The sequence below is a fragment of the Achromobacter animicus genome, assembly GCF_902859585.1.
GTDB lineage: Bacteria > Pseudomonadota > Gammaproteobacteria > Burkholderiales > Burkholderiaceae_B > Achromobacter > Achromobacter animicus.
The window spans coordinates 157,026-173,277 of record NZ_CADIJM010000001.1; the positions used below are offsets into that span (position 1 = coordinate 157,026).

Sequence of the window (16,252 nt, forward strand, 5' to 3'; positions counted from 1 at the left end):
GATTGCCGCTCGACGAGTACCGGACTTGAAGTGTGCCGGTACTAAACGAGCGGCGATGGTATTGAATCTGCGACGCGGGTTTTACATCGTCGGTTGCGGAATCGGCGTTTCCGCCGGCATCGAGCCCGTCATGCGCGCCGGGCAACCCGACAGACCCCACTTCGTCACGATGCCCTTTTCGATCATGAACTTCTCGACGCACACGTGATAAGCCGAAATCGGGCCCCAGATTTCTTCGTAAGAAATGATTCTTGCACCGCTTTCAAGCGTGTAGCTCTTCTTGGGCGGTCCCCACTTGGAAACCAGTTGCTCTTCGGTGCTGCCTACCCATGCTGCATTGACGTCGTTGTAGGTCTTGTTCCGCTTGCCGGTAATCATGCTCATCTGCGCGGAAGTGCAACCCGCGAGCAGCGCAGGCAAAACCACAAGCAGTGCAATTTTTCTCATTTTGATTGTTACCCCGAAGATCGACGATTGAGACCGAGGCGCTTGAACGCGGCACGTTGTTGCTTGACGTTGTGCGTGCATGTCTCACGCACGGCGGCTGCCGCGCGGTGAGGTTGGCCTCGCTTTTTCATGATTTTTGAGGCGCCAATGTATCAGATAGGTACACGGGCGGCCGGTAACAATTCTGACGGTTTGTATGGCCTTCAGGCCCGGCCACGTTTGCGGCGCGCGGGGTGTTCAGCGCATGCCGCTTTGCCCATTGCCCTCAACAGCGCCCACGCGACCCGAAATTCTTTCGGTGTATGCTTGCCGCCAAAATGCACTGTGCCGGTGCATGAAACTCTGTCTCCACACCATGACCAAGGCCTTGTTAGTCGAAGACGATGCGAAGCTGGCGCGCCTGATCGCGCAGTTTCTGGAACAGCACGGATTCAACGTTGTTCAGGCGTATCGTGGTGATCATGCGGTGGATGCGTTTCGTCGTCACGAGCCGGCCATCACCATTCTTGATCTGATGCTGCCTGGCCGAGACGGCCTGCAGGTCTGCCGGGATCTGCGGGCGTTCTCGTCTGCGCCGATCCTGATGCTGACCGCCCGCGAAGACGACGTGGATCAAATCCTGGGTCTGGAATCCGGCGCAGACGATTACGTCATCAAGCCCGTGGAACCGCGTGTTCTGCTGGCGCGGATCCGCGCCCTGATGCGTCGTCACAACCAGGCTGAAATGCAGCCTGAACTCCTGGTGTTCGGACCGTTGTCGATCGACCGTCAGACCCGCGCGGTCGTGCTGGCCGGCGCAGAGGTCGACCTGACGACGCTGGAATTTGAAATGTTGTGGGCGTTGGCTAGCCAGGCCGGCCAAGTGCTGACGCGCGACGATCTGCTCAACGCCGTGCGCGGCATCGAGTTCAACGGGCTCGATCGCACCGTGGACGTGTGCATCAGCAAGTTGCGCCGCAAGCTGGACGACGATCCGCGTGACCCGGCGCGCATCAAGACCATTTGGGGCAAGGGCTACCTGTTCTCGCCCAAGGTCCACGAGCTGGGCAATGCTTAGGTTCGTCCTGCGCATTTTCGTGGTGCTGGCCATCGGGTTCGTGCTGTCGAACGAGGTGGTGGACCGGGCGGCGAACTATCTCTTTGAGTCCGAGACGACGAACTACACGCGTGAAGCCGTGCGCGGTCAGCTGCACAGCCTGAAGCAGGAACTGGCCCATGTGCCGCCCGAGGCGCGCCCCGACTACGTGCGCAACACGTTGGCGCCCCATTACGGTTTGGCGTTGCAGGTCCTGAATCCGGCCGACTACAACGCGGCGGAATTTGCGCTGACCGATGCGGAACGCCGCACCATCGACGCCGGCGGATTCTTCCTGCGCGACGACCAGATGAGCTTCGTGGCGGCCATACCGGGTCCGGGCGCGCAGTGGCTGATGGTCAAGCTGCCGCCCGAGCCGCTGGTCGGCACGTGGGTGATCGTCGCCATCTACGCCGCCCTGGGCGTGATGTTGTGTGGATTCATGCTGGTGTGGGCGCTGCCGGTCTGGCGCGATCTGGAAGCGCTGAAGACCGCCGCGCAACGGATGGGACAGGGCGACCTGCGTGTGCGCGCCGAATTGTCGCGGTTTTCCAGCATCCGTGGGCTGGGCGACACGTTCAACCAGATGGCCGATCGCATCAGTGCGCTGATCAGCAATCAGCGCGAGCTGACCAACGCGGTGTCGCACGAACTGCGAACGCCCATCGCCCGGTTGTCGTTTGAACTGGACATGATCGAGCAAGAGGCCGACGCCGCTTCGCGCAAGCGTCTTGTCGAGGAAATGAAGAACGATGTCGCCGAGCTGGACAGCATGGCATCGGAGTTGCTGATGTACGCCCGCCTGGAGCACAAGCGCGACGACATCCCGCTACAGCCCCAGGATGCCCGCGGCTGGCTCGATTCCGTTGTGCAGCACGCGTCGTTTGAGGCTGAGCGGGCGCGTGTGCATTGCGAGGTGACGCACTGTGATGCGGGCGAAGTCCGGCTACATCCGCGTTACATGACGCGCGCGTTGCTGAACCTGCTGCAGAATGCCATCCGGCATGCCGGCGGAAACGTTCAGGTTGGACTGACCAGTCCAGAGCCTCTGCATTACGTGCTGACGGTGGATGACGACGGACCCGGCGTGCCGCCTGCGGATCGTGAGCGGGTTTTCGATCCCTTCATCCGGCTCGACGAGAGCCGCGCGCGCGGCACCGGAGGAACGGGACTGGGATTGGCCATCGTGCGCCGTGTGGCCCGATGGCACAACGGCGAGGCGCTGGTGTCCGACAGTCCGCTGGGCGGCGCCCGCTTCGTTATCCGTTGGCATGCCGCCTGACTCGACCTGGCGCGCGCGCAACGCACGCGCAAAGATCTTCACAAACTCCCTACAAAGCAGGAAGGATCGCGCGGTGGCGCATCGATAGCATCTCGGCATTTCTCTTTCACGGGGTTGCCGTCATCCATGTTCTCGCTTGCCCGCCTGATTGCCATCGGATCGCTCTTCGTCGCTGTGGGCGGTTGCCAGGGGTTGCCACCCGCCGCGCCCGCGACGATTCAGAAAGGGGACTATGCGGCGGTGGTCGACTACCTGACCGAGCGCATCCCTTACGAAATGGGCGTGTCCAAGGTTCCCGGCCTCTCCATTGCGGTCGTGGACGATCAGCGCATCGTCTGGAGCACGGGTTTCGGGTACGCGGACACGGCACGGCATCGACGGGCGACCGGCGACACGCTGTATCGCGTGGGCGCCATCAGCAAGGTCGTCACGGCGGCGGCCGTGCTTCGCGCCGCGGACGACGGCTTGCTGTCGCTGGACCTGCCGGCTGACGACGCCTTGATATACGGGCGCCTCGAACCGCGCCGCAACGCCGCGCAGTGGATGGATGCTGCGCCCTTCACCGCCCGCACGCTGCTGGGCGTGCATCCGGCCACGCTGGAAGACACGATGGGCCGAGCCCGTGCCGACATGGCGTATGCCTTGCTGGGCGACATGGTGGCGCATGCGGCACAAGAACCGCTTGACGCGTACGTGAGGCGCACCGTTCTTCGACCCCTGAACATGCCGCGCGCGGGATTTCATCCGCACGAGCGCATGAAGGGGCAGCGGGCGGCCGGCTACCGGCGCGGCCAGCCCTGGGCGGAAGGGCCACAGCCGAACGCGGCGGCAGATGGCCTGTGGATGAGCGCATCCGAGATGGCGCGCTTTTCCAGCATGCTGTTCGGGCAAGGCAGAGCCGGCGCCGGATCCGGGGCAGGACAGGTGCTGTCCGAGCGATCCGCGCAGACGTTGCTGGGTTTGGAAACCGTGGCCGTTAGCAGCATGGATCTGGATTGCCGCCTTGCCTTGTCATGGCTGGCCGCGCCTTGCGGCGACGAATTGGTGAGCGCGACATCGCTACGCGACCATAGCGGTGCGACGGAAGCGTTCCACTCGCGGTGGGTCGTTGCGCCGCAGGACAGACTTGCCGTGATGGTCATGAGCAATGCGGATTCGGGCGAGGCGCTGGTCGGCTCGGTTGCGACGCTGACGATGCGCCTGATGCGCCAGGCCAGGCATGGCATGTAGTCGCCGCCCGGGGCGGCTATCGCAATGCGCCGCGGACAACATGTGAAGCTGTTTTAAGGGCCGCGCAAACTTCTTCACAATTGTTCAAAGGACGCCGGAATTATGCCGGCCACCTGCCGATACATTGCCCGCCAGCGGCCGACCGGCCGTGCAATCAGCAGGGAGGCAGCAGGTGTCGGAAATCGTTGTGTATGTCAGAAGCAAGCCGCAGCTTGGCGATCAGATCGTCGCCATGCCGACGCTGTATCAGCTCAAGACATGGTGGCCGTCGCGCCGGATCAAGGTGGTCGCGCGTGACGATGTGGGCAGCTTCTACCGCGCGTTGCCCTGGGTCGATGAGTTCGTGCGCGCGGCTACGTTCTTCGACTATTTGCGCAGTCTGAGAAAGGAAACGCGCCTGTCCGTCAGCCTGCATCACAGCAGCGAGCGCTTCGGCGTGGTCAACCTGCTGCGCCCGCCGTCGATCCGTTTGGGGTTCCGCAACGCCCGGATCAGCGACCTGGCCTGGACGCATTGCCACCGCAAGGACGTCACGGAATATATCGGCCAAGCCAATCTGCGCGTGCTGGCCGCATATCGGCCGTTCGACCTGCAAGGCGCGACGCGCGCGTGCTTCCAGATGCTCGCTCGTCCCCACGTGCACTCGGTGCTGGGCGCCGACGTGGTGATGATCCCCGGGGGCGGCGCGGGCGCTTTCAAGCGGTGGAGTCTTGCAAACTACGTGAGGCTGGCCGACAGGCTCAAGCCGCTGCTGGGCGCCGGCGCCCGCTTTCTGTTCGTGCTTGGGCAGCAGGAAAGCGCCGAGCGGGAAGCCCTGCAGGCGATGCAACGGCCCGACTTTTCCATTGCCTATTGCCGGCCCATTTCGGAATTGAGCGCCATCATGTTGCGCGCGCGCCTGGTGGTGGCCAATGACTGCGGTCCCTCGCATATCGCGCAGGGCGCTTGTGTGCCCTATGTCGGCATCTTCAACGAGGCGAATCCCGAGTGGTTCTGGCAACGGCCCGGGTCGGCGTTCGTCGTCCCACGGCACCCCCAGAGCGGCATCAACTCGATCACGCCCGGTGAGGTGCTTCCCGCCTGCCTGGATGTACTGGATCATCATGCGCATTCTGCATACGCTCGCTGAGCGCAGCCTCGGCGGCCTGGAGTTCCGCACGCTGGAGCAGGCTAGCTGGCTGCACGACCGTGGCTACGAAGTCGCGATCGCCTCGCCCTCGAACAGTGCCGTCAGCCACGCCGCGCGCGAGCGCAAGCTGACGACCATAGACATCGATTTCAATCCCGCGTACTCGATTCGGACCGTCTTGGCGCTTCGCCGGGCCGTCCGATTCCTTCGCATTGAGGTCATCGACAGTCACAGCCGTGCCGACGCGAAGACCGCCGCGCTCTGCCGTGACCTGTGCGCCGTCGTCCGGACGCGTCACTTCGCCAAACCCATGCGTTCCTCCCTGCGTCGCCGGCTGGAATGGGCGATCGGGTGCGATCACGTCATCGCAACCAGCGAAGTCGGCAAACAGGAGCTGCTGGCGGCCCGGTTGGCCGCTGAAGACAGGATCAGCGTTGTCGGGGAGTGGGCCGGGGACCCGTTCTTTTCGCCCAATGACGCGCTCGATGCGAGCCTGCACATCCGTCGCGCCCTCGGGGTGCCCACGCCCAGAGCCGCATACGTCGTCGCCACCATCGGGATGCTGCGGCCAGAAAAAGGGCAGGCTGATCTGCTTCACGTCGTGCAACGCCTGCGCATCCGAGGGGTGCCGGCGGTGGCGCTCGTCGTGGGCATGGCGACCGCTCGCACTCAACCCTATGCCTATGCGCTTTACCGTCTGGCGATCGATCTTGGCATTTCGGACTATGTGGTGTTTGCCGGTCACCGCACCGATGTGCCTGACATGATCCGCGCGGCGGATGTCGTGCTGGTTCCATCCGCAACGGAAGCCTGGTCGCGTATCGTGCCCGAGTCGTTTGCCGCAGCCCGGCCTGTCGTTGCCAGCGATGTGGGCGGCTTGCCGGAGATCGTCGTGCCCGGCCAGACAGGCTGGCTGGCTGCGCCCGGCGATATAGCGGGCTATGCCGACTGCATCATGCAGATTCGAAACCGGCCCTGGCGTACCCACGCCATCGTTGCCAATGCGCGGGCGTTCGCGGATACGCACCTGCGCCTGGGCGAACAGATGCTACGCACGCTCGCGGCGTATCGACGCGCCATGGGCGTCAGCTTGCCCTCTGACGGCCACAAGTGCGAGGAGGCGTCTGCATGAATGTGGTCGACGCAATCTGCAAGGTGGCGGAAGGTAGGCCGGTGGGGTGCGCGCGGCCGGCCGATGGCCCGATCCCGGCGCGCGGTGCAACGCCGCAGCCTTTGGAACCCATGGCCGGCGAGCATCTGCTGGCGGGCCATGGCGGGCACGGACGCACGGGCATCCTTCTGATTCATCGGGTGGGCGGCCTGCCAAGCGAGCTGCACGAGCTGGCGCGCGGCCTGAATCGGTACGGCTACGCGGTGCTCGTGGTCAAGCTGGCGGGGCACTGCGGCTCTGTGCAGGATCTGGCCGGCGCAGGGTGGCTGGATTGGTTGGCCAGCGTGCGGCGTGGCGCGGATGTGCTGGCTTGCCAGGTTGATCGCGTGATCGTCGGCGGTGTTTCCACGGGGGCCGTGCTGGCGCTCGCCTTTGCGCAGGAACGTCCGTTCCACGTGGCCGGTGTCCTGGCGCTGTCGCCCGTGTTTCGTCATGACGGCCGGACGGTTCCGCAACGCGTGAGGGTGGCCTTACGGCTGCTGGCCGCAAGGACACTGGGCATAGGCCGGCATCGGGCGCTTCAGCGCCGGGAGCGCGCGGCGGGCTTGCCGCGCCTCCCCTGGGGGTCACTTGCCGAGATGCGCAAACTGGCGGCCTCGGTATCGCGCCGCCTGGACATGCTGCGCGCTCCCTGCCTTGTCATTCATGCGCGGCAGGATGACGTGGCGCCCGTATCGAACGCGTTCAAGATCGTGAAGAGGGCGTGCAACACGAATGTGCAGCTGCAGTTGCTCACAGATCGCCGTCACGTGGTCACGATGGGCCGCGGGTGCGGCGATGTGGTCTCGCGGGTGGCGGCGTTTGTCAGCAACACGTCCCTTAACCCTTCGCCGCCGGCAAAGCCTTCAGCAACGCTTCGTTGAACCGCTTCGGATCCTGTACCTGCGGGGAATGGCCAAGCTCCGGCCACGTGACGAGCTTTGCATTCGGGATGGCCTTGGCCGCCTTCGGGCCCAGCTCAGGATAGTTGCCGAGCTGTTTTGCCACCTCGGGCGCCGCGGCGTCCTTGCCGGGGGCAGTGTTGTCCTTTTCCCCGATGAGCAGCGTGGTGGGCACGGCGATCTGACCGAACTCGTGCACGACGGGCTGCGTGTAGAGCATGTCGTAGGTCAGCGCCTGGTTCCACGCAACACGTTCGCGGCCTTCGCCTTGCAGCATGCCGGCGGCCATGAGGACCCACTTGTCGTAGTCGTCGCGCCATTGGCCGGCGTAGTAGGTGCCCAGCTGGTACTTCTTCATGCCCTCGAAGTTGGCCTTGAGCTCGCGCTGATACCAGTCGTCGATGCTGCGGTAGGGCACGCCTTTCTGTTTCCAGTCTTCGAGGCCGATGGGATTGACGAGCACCAGGGCGTCGGTTTGCGGGCCGTACATCAACGCGTAGCGCGCGGCGAGCATGCCGCCCATGGAGTGGCCGACGATGCTGGCGCGGTCTATTTTCAAATGATCGAGCAGGGCGTGGGTGTTGGCGGCCAGTTGATGAAACGAAAACTGGTAGGCCTGCGGCTTGTCGGATTTGCAGAACCCGATCTGGTCGGGAACGACGACGCGGTATCCGGCTTGGCTCAGGGCGGCGATGCTGGCGTCCCAGGTGGCGCCGCAGAAATTCTTGCCGTGCATGAGCACGACGGTCTTGCCGTTGGGCTTGGCGGCGGCCACGTCCATGTAGGCCATCGACAGCTTCTGGCCTTGCGTGTCCAGCGCCAGCCGCTTGACCTCGTGCGGATACTCAAAGCGCTCCAGGTTGGGGCCGTAGTCCGGCACCTTGGGGGCGTCGGCCGCGATGGCGGTGCCGGCAAGCGCCACGCCCGCGCAGAGTGCGCTCAGCCGGAGATGTTGGGATCGTGTCATTCATGTGACTCCTGTTATGACGCCGGCCCGCTGCCGGCGCTGTACAACAGGGACAGCAAAAATGGGGCCTGGGTTCCGCAGGGGGTGAACTCGAAGGCCATCGTCATTCTCCCTGCGTCGCGGAGGTGGCGGACAGTGCCGGCAGCAGGCCGCCGGTTCCTGGCGGGTAATGCGACGCTGCATATTGTCTGGCCTTGGCCTGGAAGTAGGCTTCGACCCACTTGAAACGCTCGCCGTCCTTGGCAAGCCCGACGGTGTTTGCAATGGCGGCGAGGCTGATGGTGTGTCCGCCCGCGCCCCAATTGCCTTCCGACACTTCCTCGATGATGACCAATGCGCCGCTGCCGTCTTCGTGCGTGGCGCCCAGGCTTTCCATCATGGCTGCGTGTACCGACGCGTGGACCTCGGACTTGTGCTGCTGGCTCATGTAGCCTTCAGGAATGCTGACGCGGGCGAGCAGGCGGCCGTGGGTGCGGATGGGCGTGTCGTCGATCTTACCGCCAACCCACCAGTCTTCGGCGGGCACTTCGGTGAACAGCACCGACGCGAAGGCCAAGCCGCCCGGGGTGCGGGCGCCGCCTTCCATCGTCAACAGCACCTCCGTCAGCCGCTTGCCCATTTCGTTCTTGCTGGCGGGGTCGAGCATCCCCTTTGCGTAATACAGCTGAATCACTGGCATGACATTCTCCTCGCATCCCCCAGACGGGGGGCAAGCGGCGTGTGAATCCAAGCGCCGCTTGCAACGCAGGTTGATCTGGACGGCGTTACTGGATGGTTTCAATAATGAGGAGATCGGCGCCTTCACCGTCCGTCTGAATCGTGATGGGGCGATCGCCCCAAACGCCTCGGCTATCGCGGCGCGCCAGCGTGATGTCATCGACGCTGGCCTCTCCGTCCAGCATGAACACATACACGCCATGACGATTTGATTTGGGCGTGTATTGCAGGTGCATTGCCTGGTCGGCCACCAACCTTGAAACCGATACGTCCTGGCTGATTCGCAAGGCGCCGTCGGCGTTGCCCACCAGTTGCGTAAGCTGATTGCGGCGCGTGCTCGCATCGAAGTGGCTGCGCGTATAGGAAGGCGGCGTCAGCAGGCGGTCGGGCAAGAGCCACAGATACAGCACTTGCATATCGGTGCTGGCCAGATTCAATTCGGAATGCTTGCCGCCGGAGCCGGCAGAGAAGGCGTAGAAGTCGTTCGGTCCAAGTTGATCGATGTTGCCTACCGTGTTCACGTGCGTCAGCGTGCCCGCCAGAACGAACGCGCAAATGATGAAGTCATGGTGGCGGTGCATGTTGTAGCCGCTACCGGTGCCACTGAATACTTCCTCGCCAAAAACGCGGATCCGGCCGAATCCCGGAATGCCGCTTTGGTAAGCGCCAAAGTTGAAGCTGGAATGGCGGGTCACCATGCCTTCGGGGTGGCCCGCGATATAGCTGGACGCTTCGCCCGTCGACAGAAATTTTTCAAAGCCGCGGTCGTGCGCGCGCAGCACAAAGTCTTTGTTCATGATGAGTTCTCGGCAGGCGTTCAGACGAGGGCGTGCGCGGCGGCTTCGGCGCTGGCGTACGGAAGTTCGACCATTTCGAACCGGCTCTTTGGGGTGCCGCAGTCGGGGCAGACCCAATCGTGGGGAATGTCGGCCCATCGGGTTCCTGGCGCAATGCCGTGTTCGGGCAGTCCCAGGGCTTCGTCGTACAGAAAGCCACAGCCAAGGCAGACGTGGCGCTTCAAAGGTTCATCCATAGATGTCTCCATTGGGCCAATTCGCCTCGGCCCGGGGCGGGCGCATCAGGTAGCGCGTGACGCATTTATATAGCGCGTCACGCGCTACTGCAAGGGATTTGATATAGTGACGGTTCGATTTTTTCCAGGGGATCTCGATGGAAAGCGTCACCAATTTGCGGGAAATGGTGCTGGCGCAACTGCGCTCCCGCATCGTGTCGGGCGAAGCGGCACCGGGCACCATTTATTCCGTGCCGGCAGTGGCGACCGAGATGGGCATGTCCACGACGCCGGTGCGCGAGGCATTGCTGGAGCTGAGCCGCACGGGCCTGGTTGCGCCGCTGCGCAATCGGGGGTTCCGTGTGGAAGCGGCCACGCCGAAGGATCTGGAGAACCAGTTTGACGTGCGCATCATGCTGGAGGCGGGGGCGCTGGTCGCAGTTGCGCGGGCGGGTCTCACCGACGCGGCGCCGCTGATTGAGCTGGCCGACGCGGTTGCCGCCGCCGTCAAGGCAGGCAATGTCGCCGATTACATCGAAACGGACCGCCGGTTCCATGAAGCGTTGGTGTCGCGCGCGAACAATCCGCTGCTGACACGAATGATCATGGACCTGAGAGCCGACATGCGCCTGTATGGAATCAATTCGCCGGAGGGTCTGGAGCGGCAGCGCGCGTCCGTGTCGGAGCACTACGAAATGATCGAGTTGGCGCAAACGCGGCAGACCGAGGCAATTGCCGCGTTGATCACCCGGCATATCGAATCCTGGAAGCCGCTGCTGACGGCCGCGCTGCAGGACGTGTCGGCGGGGAGTGCGAGGGCCCGAGCCTGATCAGCGCCCGGCGCCCCGTGCACGGCGGTTGGCGGAATGCCTTCCCGCCGCCGCCTCACGTCGCATAGAGATTCGTCAACGATGCCTTGACGAAACCCCCATCCACCACGAGATCCTGGCCATTCACATACGACGACGCATCGCTGGCAAGAAATGCGACCGCGCCGCCAATGTCCGCCGGCCGCCCGATCCGCCGAGCAGGAATGCTTGCAATGCGCTTGTGCAGCACACCTTCATTTCGATAGTGCGGTTCGGACAGTGGCGTGCGTATCATGCCGGGGCTGATGGAATTCGCGCGTATGCCCAGCGGTCCCCACTCAACGGCCATCTGGCGCGTCAGTGCCTGCAGCGCCGCCTTGGTCGTGCCGTAAGCGCCGAGCCGGGTTGGCGTCTGGGCGGAGATCGATGACACATTGATGATGCTGCCGCCCTGTTGATCCCGCATCAACGGAAACACGGCCTGCGCGCACAGCAACGCGCCGCGCAGATTGATGCGGAAGATGCGGTCCCAAAGTTCAAGCGGCAGCGCCTCCAGTCCCACCGGCGCCGCGCTGACGGCGGCGTTGTTGACCAGTATGTCGCACCGCCCAAATCGGGTTCGCACCTGGTTGGCCATTTCTTCAACCGAGGCGGAATCGGAGACATCACAACGCACGTTCAGGCGGCCATCGGCATCCGAGCCGGCAGGGCATGCGTTGACATCCACCTGGACGACGGCGGCGCCCATCGCATGCAGGTGCTCGCAAATGGCAAGACCGATTCCGCCGGTCGCGCCGGTTACCACCGCCACGCGGTCCTGCAAGGCATCGGAGGAAAAAGGAAGTTTGAAAGGCGTGTCCATGCGCGCTTCCTATTTGTTCTTCAGGTCGGCCACTTTCGCCAACCCTTGCCAGATGACGGCGTCGCGTTTGATGGATGCTGCGAATTCCTTTGCAGACATGTCCGCCGGCACGATCATGTTCTGGCCTTCGATTTTTTCCCGCACGTCCGGCGTGTGCTGCGCGCGATAGATCTCGGCGTTGAGCTTGTCGATGATCTCGGCCGGCGTGCCGGCGGGGGCGAAGACGCCGTACCAGCCGTCCGCCTCAAATCTGTAGCCTTGTTCCCCCAGCGTCGGGACGTCCATCGACGCGGGCCAGCGCCTTGATCCGGTCTGGCCCAGGGCGACCAGCTTGCCGCTGCGCATGTGGGGAATGGGCGAGGCGATGTCCATGAAGCCGACGCTGATGTTGTTGGCGATCAGGTCGGTGCTCTCGGTTACCAACTGCTTGTAGGGCACGTGCGGCATGTCCAGGCCGTAGTGCGCCTTGATGCCTTCCATGGCCAGGTTGCCGGACGAGCCGGTGCCCCACGAACCATAGGCGAGTTTGCCAGGATTGGCCTTGGCGTACGCGACCATGTCGGCCAGGTTCTTGAAGCCGGTGGTCGGATTGGCGACCAGCAGGATTCCGGCGGCCCCGACCTGGGCGATAGGGAGCAGGTCTTTTTCCGGATCGTACGGCAGCGAGGGAAGCACGACTGGATTGAGCAGGATGGCGGAGGAGGGGGCGAACAGCAGGGTGTAGCCGTCTGGCGCCGCCTTTGCCACCGTGTCGCACGCAATCATGCCGTTGGCGCCGGGCTTGGCTTCCACGACCACCGGCTGGTTCAGCGCCTTGGCAAGCGGCGCGGCGATCAGGCGCGCGAAGATGTCGCCGCCCGCGCCGGACGAGCCGGCGACGACAAGGCGGACGGGGCGCTCCGGCCACCCGCCTTGGGCGGCAAAAGCGTTCACACCCAGGCCCATCAGCATGCCGCCGAGCAGGATGGCGCGTCGTGTGGGTAAAGGATGGGTCATTGCAGCGTCTCCATAATTTTTGATTTATTGGAGCTTTCAAATTCTAGGTAGCCGTACCGGATTGGCTATAGCCGAAACCGCAGTTCAGAACTGCGCGAAACGAAGAAGTCGCGGCCACCGTTGTCGGCAACGGCGATGACGCAGTGCTGCGTTTTCTGCAGGAGAGTTCTTCGGGATGGTGGCTGAATCAACGGATGGGTGCTCTATACACTTTTTGTGGGTCAACATATGAAGAGCCAGCCATGCCTTTCACGCTTCGCCGCCGGTCGCCGCTTCGCTTGCCGTTTCTTCAGACGATTCGTCTGTCGATTCGCCCGCCATTTCGATTGCTGTTGGGTAGCGCGGTGCTGACGACACTATGTTCGTTTTCCGCCACGGCGCAAACAGACTATCCGACGAAACCGGTGCGGCTCGTGGTGCCGTATCCGCCGGGCGCGGCGACCGACGCGATCTCGCGCGCGTTTGCCCAGCAGTTGGGAACGATCATGGGGCAGCCCGTGGTCGTCGAAAACCGGCCTGGCGCGGGTTCGGCGATCGGCATCACGGCGGTGAAAGGCCGGCCGGCCGACGGGTACACGCTGTTGGTCCATGCCGAAGGGTTCTACAGCGCGAAATTGACGACACCGGGCGCGGGCTACGCGTTTTCGGATTTCGAGATTCTTGCGCCGTTAGGTCAGAGCAGTTACGCCTTCATCGTGCCAGCCGACAGGGGCTGGAATCGCCTCGAGGACCTGAAGGGGGCAAAGCGCGAATTGGATATCGGCATCGCCGACCTGGGCGTGGGCACTTATTCCACGCTGGCCGCGCGACTGGCATCAGGCCTTCAGACGCAGTACCGTCCCATTCCCTTCAAAGGCGGCGCGGAAGGCCTGACGGCGATCCTGGGCGGGCAGATCGACGGCTACTTCACCACGATTGGCACGACGCAGAACGTCAAGGACAATCCTCACGTCAAGGTGTTGGCGTATACCGGGCGGCCAGGAAGCACCTCGCATCTGCCCGGCGTGAAGACGTTCGCAGAACTCGGCGTGCCGGACATGGTATTTCACAGCAGCTACAGCGTGGCCGTGCGGACGGGCATCCCTGAACCGGTGAGAGACAGGCTGGCAGGATTCGTCAGGCAGGCGGTCGCGTCTGAAGAAATGAATAAGGCGCGCCGCGATCTGTTCCTGGACGAATACAGCGGGAGTCTGGACGAGTACAAGCAAGAGCTTCTGGGCCTGGCTGCGGAATTCGAAGCCAGCGCGCGGGCCCGCAAGGCGGAATGATTTCAGGAGGCCACGGCTTCCGGTTGCTGGCGCAAGCGCAGTACTGGCGATGTGAACAGCACGGCGAACTGGATGAAAAACCCCAGGGTCGACACCCAAAGACACGCCTCCACCCCAAAACGCGCCGCCAGCGTCGCGCCGATCAACGCGCCGATGGGGCGCGCGCCGAAGTTGGCGGTCACGATGACGGATGACACGCGGCCCAGCAGGGCGTTGGGCGTCACCGATTGACGCAGCGTGGTGGTGGTGATGGTCCACAGGATCGGCCCGGCGCCGAATAGAAAGAACCCCACCGCCGCCCATGCCCCTGACGGATACACCAGCGTCGACAAGAGGATGAAGCTGGCCAGCAAGGCGGACAGCGGGCCCGCGCCAATCATCGCGCCGAACGGCAGGCGGCGGGCGAGCCACGGGGCGGCCAGTGCGCCGGCCAGCATGCCTGCGCCATAAACCCCCAGCGTAATCCCCACGCCCGCAGCGGACAGGCCGAGGCGGTCGACGGCGTAGGCGACGTAGATCGCCAGCAGGACAAACCAGGCGGTATTGAAAAAGAGGGCGGTCAGGAGAACCGGACGCAACAGGGGATGGGTGGCGACGAAGGCGGCGCCTTCGCGCAATTCGGTGAGCGGATGACGGCGTTGTGCCGTCTTCGGCGCGTCCTGCGGCAGGCCTGCCAGAAAGACGGCGGCCAGCAGCGACAGTGTGGTCGCGAGCACATAGGCGGTGGAGGCGCCCATCCACCCCACGAGCGCGCCGCCCGCCGCGGGGCCGGCCGAAAACGCGGCGCTGCGCGCCAGTTCCAGCCAGCGGTTGGCATTGGAGAGTTCACCAGGCGGAACCAGCTTGGGCACCAACGCAGGCGCCGCCACGTTGTAGGCGACGGTGCCCACTGCCCCGGCGAAGCCCAGCGCGGCGAGCCATTGCAGGCTGAGGCCGCCCGACCACAACAGCGCCAGCAGCACGATCAGGCTTGCCGCGCGCACGGCCTCGGCGGCGGTCATCAGCGAGCGGCGCGACATCCGGTCGGCCAGCACGCCGGCGGGCAGGGACAGCAATAGGAACGGCAGCGTCTGCGCGGTTTGCAGGTAGCCGGTCTGCGCGGCGGTGGCGCCCAAGGCCAGCACGGCATACAGCGGCGCGGCGGCGAGCGCGATCTGCTCGGAGAACTGTGCGGCCAGGTTCGACGCCGCGAGGCGGCGGAAAGCGGAGGGCAGGGCGGGCATGAACGGGGCGGCGGGCGCCGCAGAAACGGCAAGGGCACGATGATGATCGTACCCGTGCGGCCCTGCACTCCGGTCCTTGCTGGGACGCGTCCCGATCAGGGAATCGGGGGGTAGTCGCCGAAGCCGTCAGGCCAGGTGGTCAGCACGTCGTAGCCGGTCTCGGTGACGACGACCATATGCTCCCATTGCGCGGACAGTGAGCGGTCCTTGGTGACAACCGTCCAGCCGTCGGGGAGTTGCTTGGTCTGCGGCTTGCCGGCGTTGATCATGGGCTCGATCGTGAACATCATGCCGGGCTGCAGCACCAGGCCTTCGCCGGGGCGGCCGTAGTGCAGCACCTGCGGGTCGTCGTGATAGATCTGGCCGATGCCGTGGCCGCAGTATTCGCGCACGATGCTGAAGTGCTCGCGATGGGCGACGGTCTGGATGGCGTGGCCGATGTCGCCCAGCGTGGCGCCGGGCTTGACGGCCATGATGCCGGCGCGCATGGCTTCGTACGTGGTGTTGACCAGGCGGCGCGCAAGCGGACTGGGCTGGCCGACGTAGTACATGCGGCTGGTGTCGCCGAACCAGCCGTCCTTGATGACGGCCACGTCGATGTTCAGGATGTCGCCGTTCTTGAGCACCTTGGCCGACGGGATGCCGTGGCAGATGACGTGGTTGACCGACGCGCAGATGGTCTTGGGAAAGCCGTGGTAGCCGACGTTGGCGGGCGTGGCTTTCAGCACGTTGACGATGTAGTCGTGACAGACGCGGTCGAGCTCATCGGTGGTGACGCCGGGACGGACGTGTTCGCCGATCATGTGCAGCACTTCGGCCGCCATGGCGCCCGCCTTGCGAGCCATTTCGATGTCGGCGGCCGATTTGATGGAAACCTTCTTGGCCATTTATGCGGCCTCCTGCTGTAAGGGTTGCGGCAACCCTTGCGAGAGGGAGGCGATGGTGAAGCCTTCTGCCTGGTCGATGCGGATCAGCAGTTGGCAGATGTCGGCGTGGCGCAGTTCGGGATAGAGCTCGGACAGCATGCCGATGCGCATCCAGTGTTCGGCCTGGGAATTGATCGAGCGGCTGAGGGCGCCGCTGGCGACGCGCAGGTTCTCATGCATCTGCTCGGAAATCTTGACGATACCCATAGTGGATGTTCCGTATATGTTTTGTATATGGAACGTATCGTACTGCGGCA

Annotated in this window: 18 protein-coding genes; 8 read left to right on the forward strand and 10 right to left on the reverse strand. The window is 64.1% G+C overall.

Annotated features, from left to right (window positions below; translation table 11 throughout):
* Positions 1–81: 81 nt before the first annotated feature.
* Positions 82–378, reverse strand: a complete 297-nt coding sequence (locus tag HV681_RS00690) for a hypothetical protein (RefSeq protein ID WP_239212621.1) — start codon at positions 376–378, stop codon at positions 82–84.
* Between the two features lie 424 nt (positions 379–802).
* On the opposite strand from HV681_RS00690, the gene HV681_RS00695 reads away from it, so the two are divergent.
* The 6 genes from HV681_RS00695 to HV681_RS00720 all read left to right on the forward strand — a co-directional run bounded on the left by HV681_RS00695 (position 803) and on the right by HV681_RS00720 (position 7,197).
* A complete protein-coding gene (locus HV681_RS00695) occupies positions 803–1,504 on the forward strand; it encodes a winged helix-turn-helix domain-containing protein (protein ID WP_175121963.1) in 702 nt (233 codons plus the stop codon).
* Entirely contained in the window at positions 1,497–2,804 is a 1,308-nt protein-coding gene (locus HV681_RS00700; protein WP_175121236.1) for an ATP-binding protein, read from the forward strand. The genes HV681_RS00695 and HV681_RS00700 overlap by 8 nt, the downstream gene beginning before the upstream one ends.
* Positions 2,805–2,930: 126 nt before the next feature.
* Positions 2,931–4,034 (forward strand): serine hydrolase domain-containing protein, encoded by a 1,104-nt coding sequence (locus tag HV681_RS00705; RefSeq protein WP_175121237.1) that lies wholly within the window; start codon positions 2,931–2,933, stop codon positions 4,032–4,034.
* A gap of 172 nt (positions 4,035–4,206) precedes the next feature.
* Positions 4,207–5,163, forward strand: a complete 957-nt coding sequence (locus HV681_RS00710; RefSeq protein ID WP_175121238.1) for a glycosyltransferase family 9 protein — start codon at positions 4,207–4,209, stop codon at positions 5,161–5,163.
* Entirely contained in the window at positions 5,123–6,295 is a 1,173-nt protein-coding gene (locus HV681_RS00715; protein ID WP_254594849.1) for a glycosyltransferase family 4 protein, read from the forward strand. Before HV681_RS00710 ends, HV681_RS00715 begins: the two co-directional genes overlap by 41 nt.
* Entirely contained in the window at positions 6,292–7,197 is a 906-nt protein-coding gene (locus HV681_RS00720) for an alpha/beta hydrolase (protein ID WP_175121239.1), read from the forward strand. The genes HV681_RS00715 and HV681_RS00720 overlap by 4 nt, the downstream gene beginning before the upstream one ends.
* On the opposite strand, the gene HV681_RS00725 is transcribed toward HV681_RS00720, so the two are convergent.
* The 4 genes from HV681_RS00725 to HV681_RS00740 form a co-directional block, all read right to left on the reverse strand.
* Positions 7,154–8,182 carry an alpha/beta fold hydrolase gene (locus tag HV681_RS00725; RefSeq protein WP_175121240.1) on the reverse strand — a complete coding sequence of 343 codons (1,029 nt, stop codon included), beginning with the start codon at positions 8,180–8,182 and terminating at the stop codon, positions 7,154–7,156. The two genes, HV681_RS00720 and HV681_RS00725, sit on opposite strands and share 44 nt — an antisense overlap.
* A gap of 103 nt (positions 8,183–8,285) precedes the next feature.
* Positions 8,286–8,861 (reverse strand): tautomerase family protein, encoded by a 576-nt coding sequence (locus HV681_RS00730; protein WP_175121241.1) that lies wholly within the window; start codon positions 8,859–8,861, stop codon positions 8,286–8,288.
* A gap of 85 nt (positions 8,862–8,946) precedes the next feature.
* The gene (locus tag HV681_RS00735; RefSeq protein ID WP_175121242.1) at positions 8,947–9,696 is read right to left on the reverse strand and encodes a pirin family protein; all 750 of its coding nucleotides are present in this window, start codon (positions 9,694–9,696) and stop codon (positions 8,947–8,949) included.
* A 20-nt stretch (positions 9,697–9,716) separates the two neighbouring features.
* Positions 9,717–9,932: a rubredoxin gene (locus HV681_RS00740; protein ID WP_175121243.1), complete on the reverse strand. Its 216-nt coding sequence runs from the start codon at positions 9,930–9,932 to the stop codon at positions 9,717–9,719.
* Between the two features lie 137 nt (positions 9,933–10,069).
* On the opposite strand from HV681_RS00740, the gene HV681_RS00745 reads away from it, so the two are divergent.
* On the forward strand, positions 10,070–10,741 hold the full coding sequence (locus tag HV681_RS00745) for a GntR family transcriptional regulator (RefSeq protein WP_175121244.1): 672 nt from the start codon (positions 10,070–10,072) through the stop codon (positions 10,739–10,741).
* Positions 10,742–10,796: 55 nt separating this feature from the next.
* Here HV681_RS00745 and HV681_RS00750 read toward each other — a convergent pair whose 3' ends face one another.
* Entirely contained in the window at positions 10,797–11,582 is a 786-nt protein-coding gene (locus tag HV681_RS00750) for an SDR family NAD(P)-dependent oxidoreductase (protein ID WP_175121245.1), read from the reverse strand.
* Positions 11,583–11,591: 9 nt separating this feature from the next.
* Entirely contained in the window at positions 11,592–12,578 is a 987-nt protein-coding gene (locus HV681_RS00755) for a Bug family tripartite tricarboxylate transporter substrate binding protein (RefSeq protein ID WP_175121246.1), read from the reverse strand.
* 242 nt (positions 12,579–12,820) lie between these two features.
* Here HV681_RS00755 and HV681_RS00760 point away from each other — a divergent pair, with 242 nt between their 5' ends.
* Complete coding sequence (locus HV681_RS00760; RefSeq protein ID WP_175121247.1) at positions 12,821–13,846, forward strand: Bug family tripartite tricarboxylate transporter substrate binding protein; 1,026 nt, start codon at positions 12,821–12,823, stop codon at positions 13,844–13,846.
* 2 nt (positions 13,847–13,848) lie between these two features.
* On the opposite strand, the gene HV681_RS00765 is transcribed toward HV681_RS00760, so the two are convergent.
* The 3 genes from HV681_RS00765 to HV681_RS00775 all read right to left on the reverse strand — a co-directional run bounded on the left by HV681_RS00765 (position 13,849) and on the right by HV681_RS00775 (position 16,202).
* Positions 13,849–15,069 (reverse strand): MFS transporter, encoded by a 1,221-nt coding sequence (locus tag HV681_RS00765; protein WP_175121248.1) that lies wholly within the window; start codon positions 15,067–15,069, stop codon positions 13,849–13,851.
* 95 nt (positions 15,070–15,164) lie between these two features.
* On the reverse strand, positions 15,165–15,956 hold the full coding sequence (gene map, locus HV681_RS00770) for a type I methionyl aminopeptidase (RefSeq protein WP_056318211.1): 792 nt from the start codon (positions 15,954–15,956) through the stop codon (positions 15,165–15,167).
* On the reverse strand, positions 15,957–16,202 hold the full coding sequence (locus HV681_RS00775; RefSeq protein ID WP_175121249.1) for a ParD-like family protein: 246 nt from the start codon (positions 16,200–16,202) through the stop codon (positions 15,957–15,959).
* Positions 16,203–16,252 lie beyond the last annotated feature (50 nt).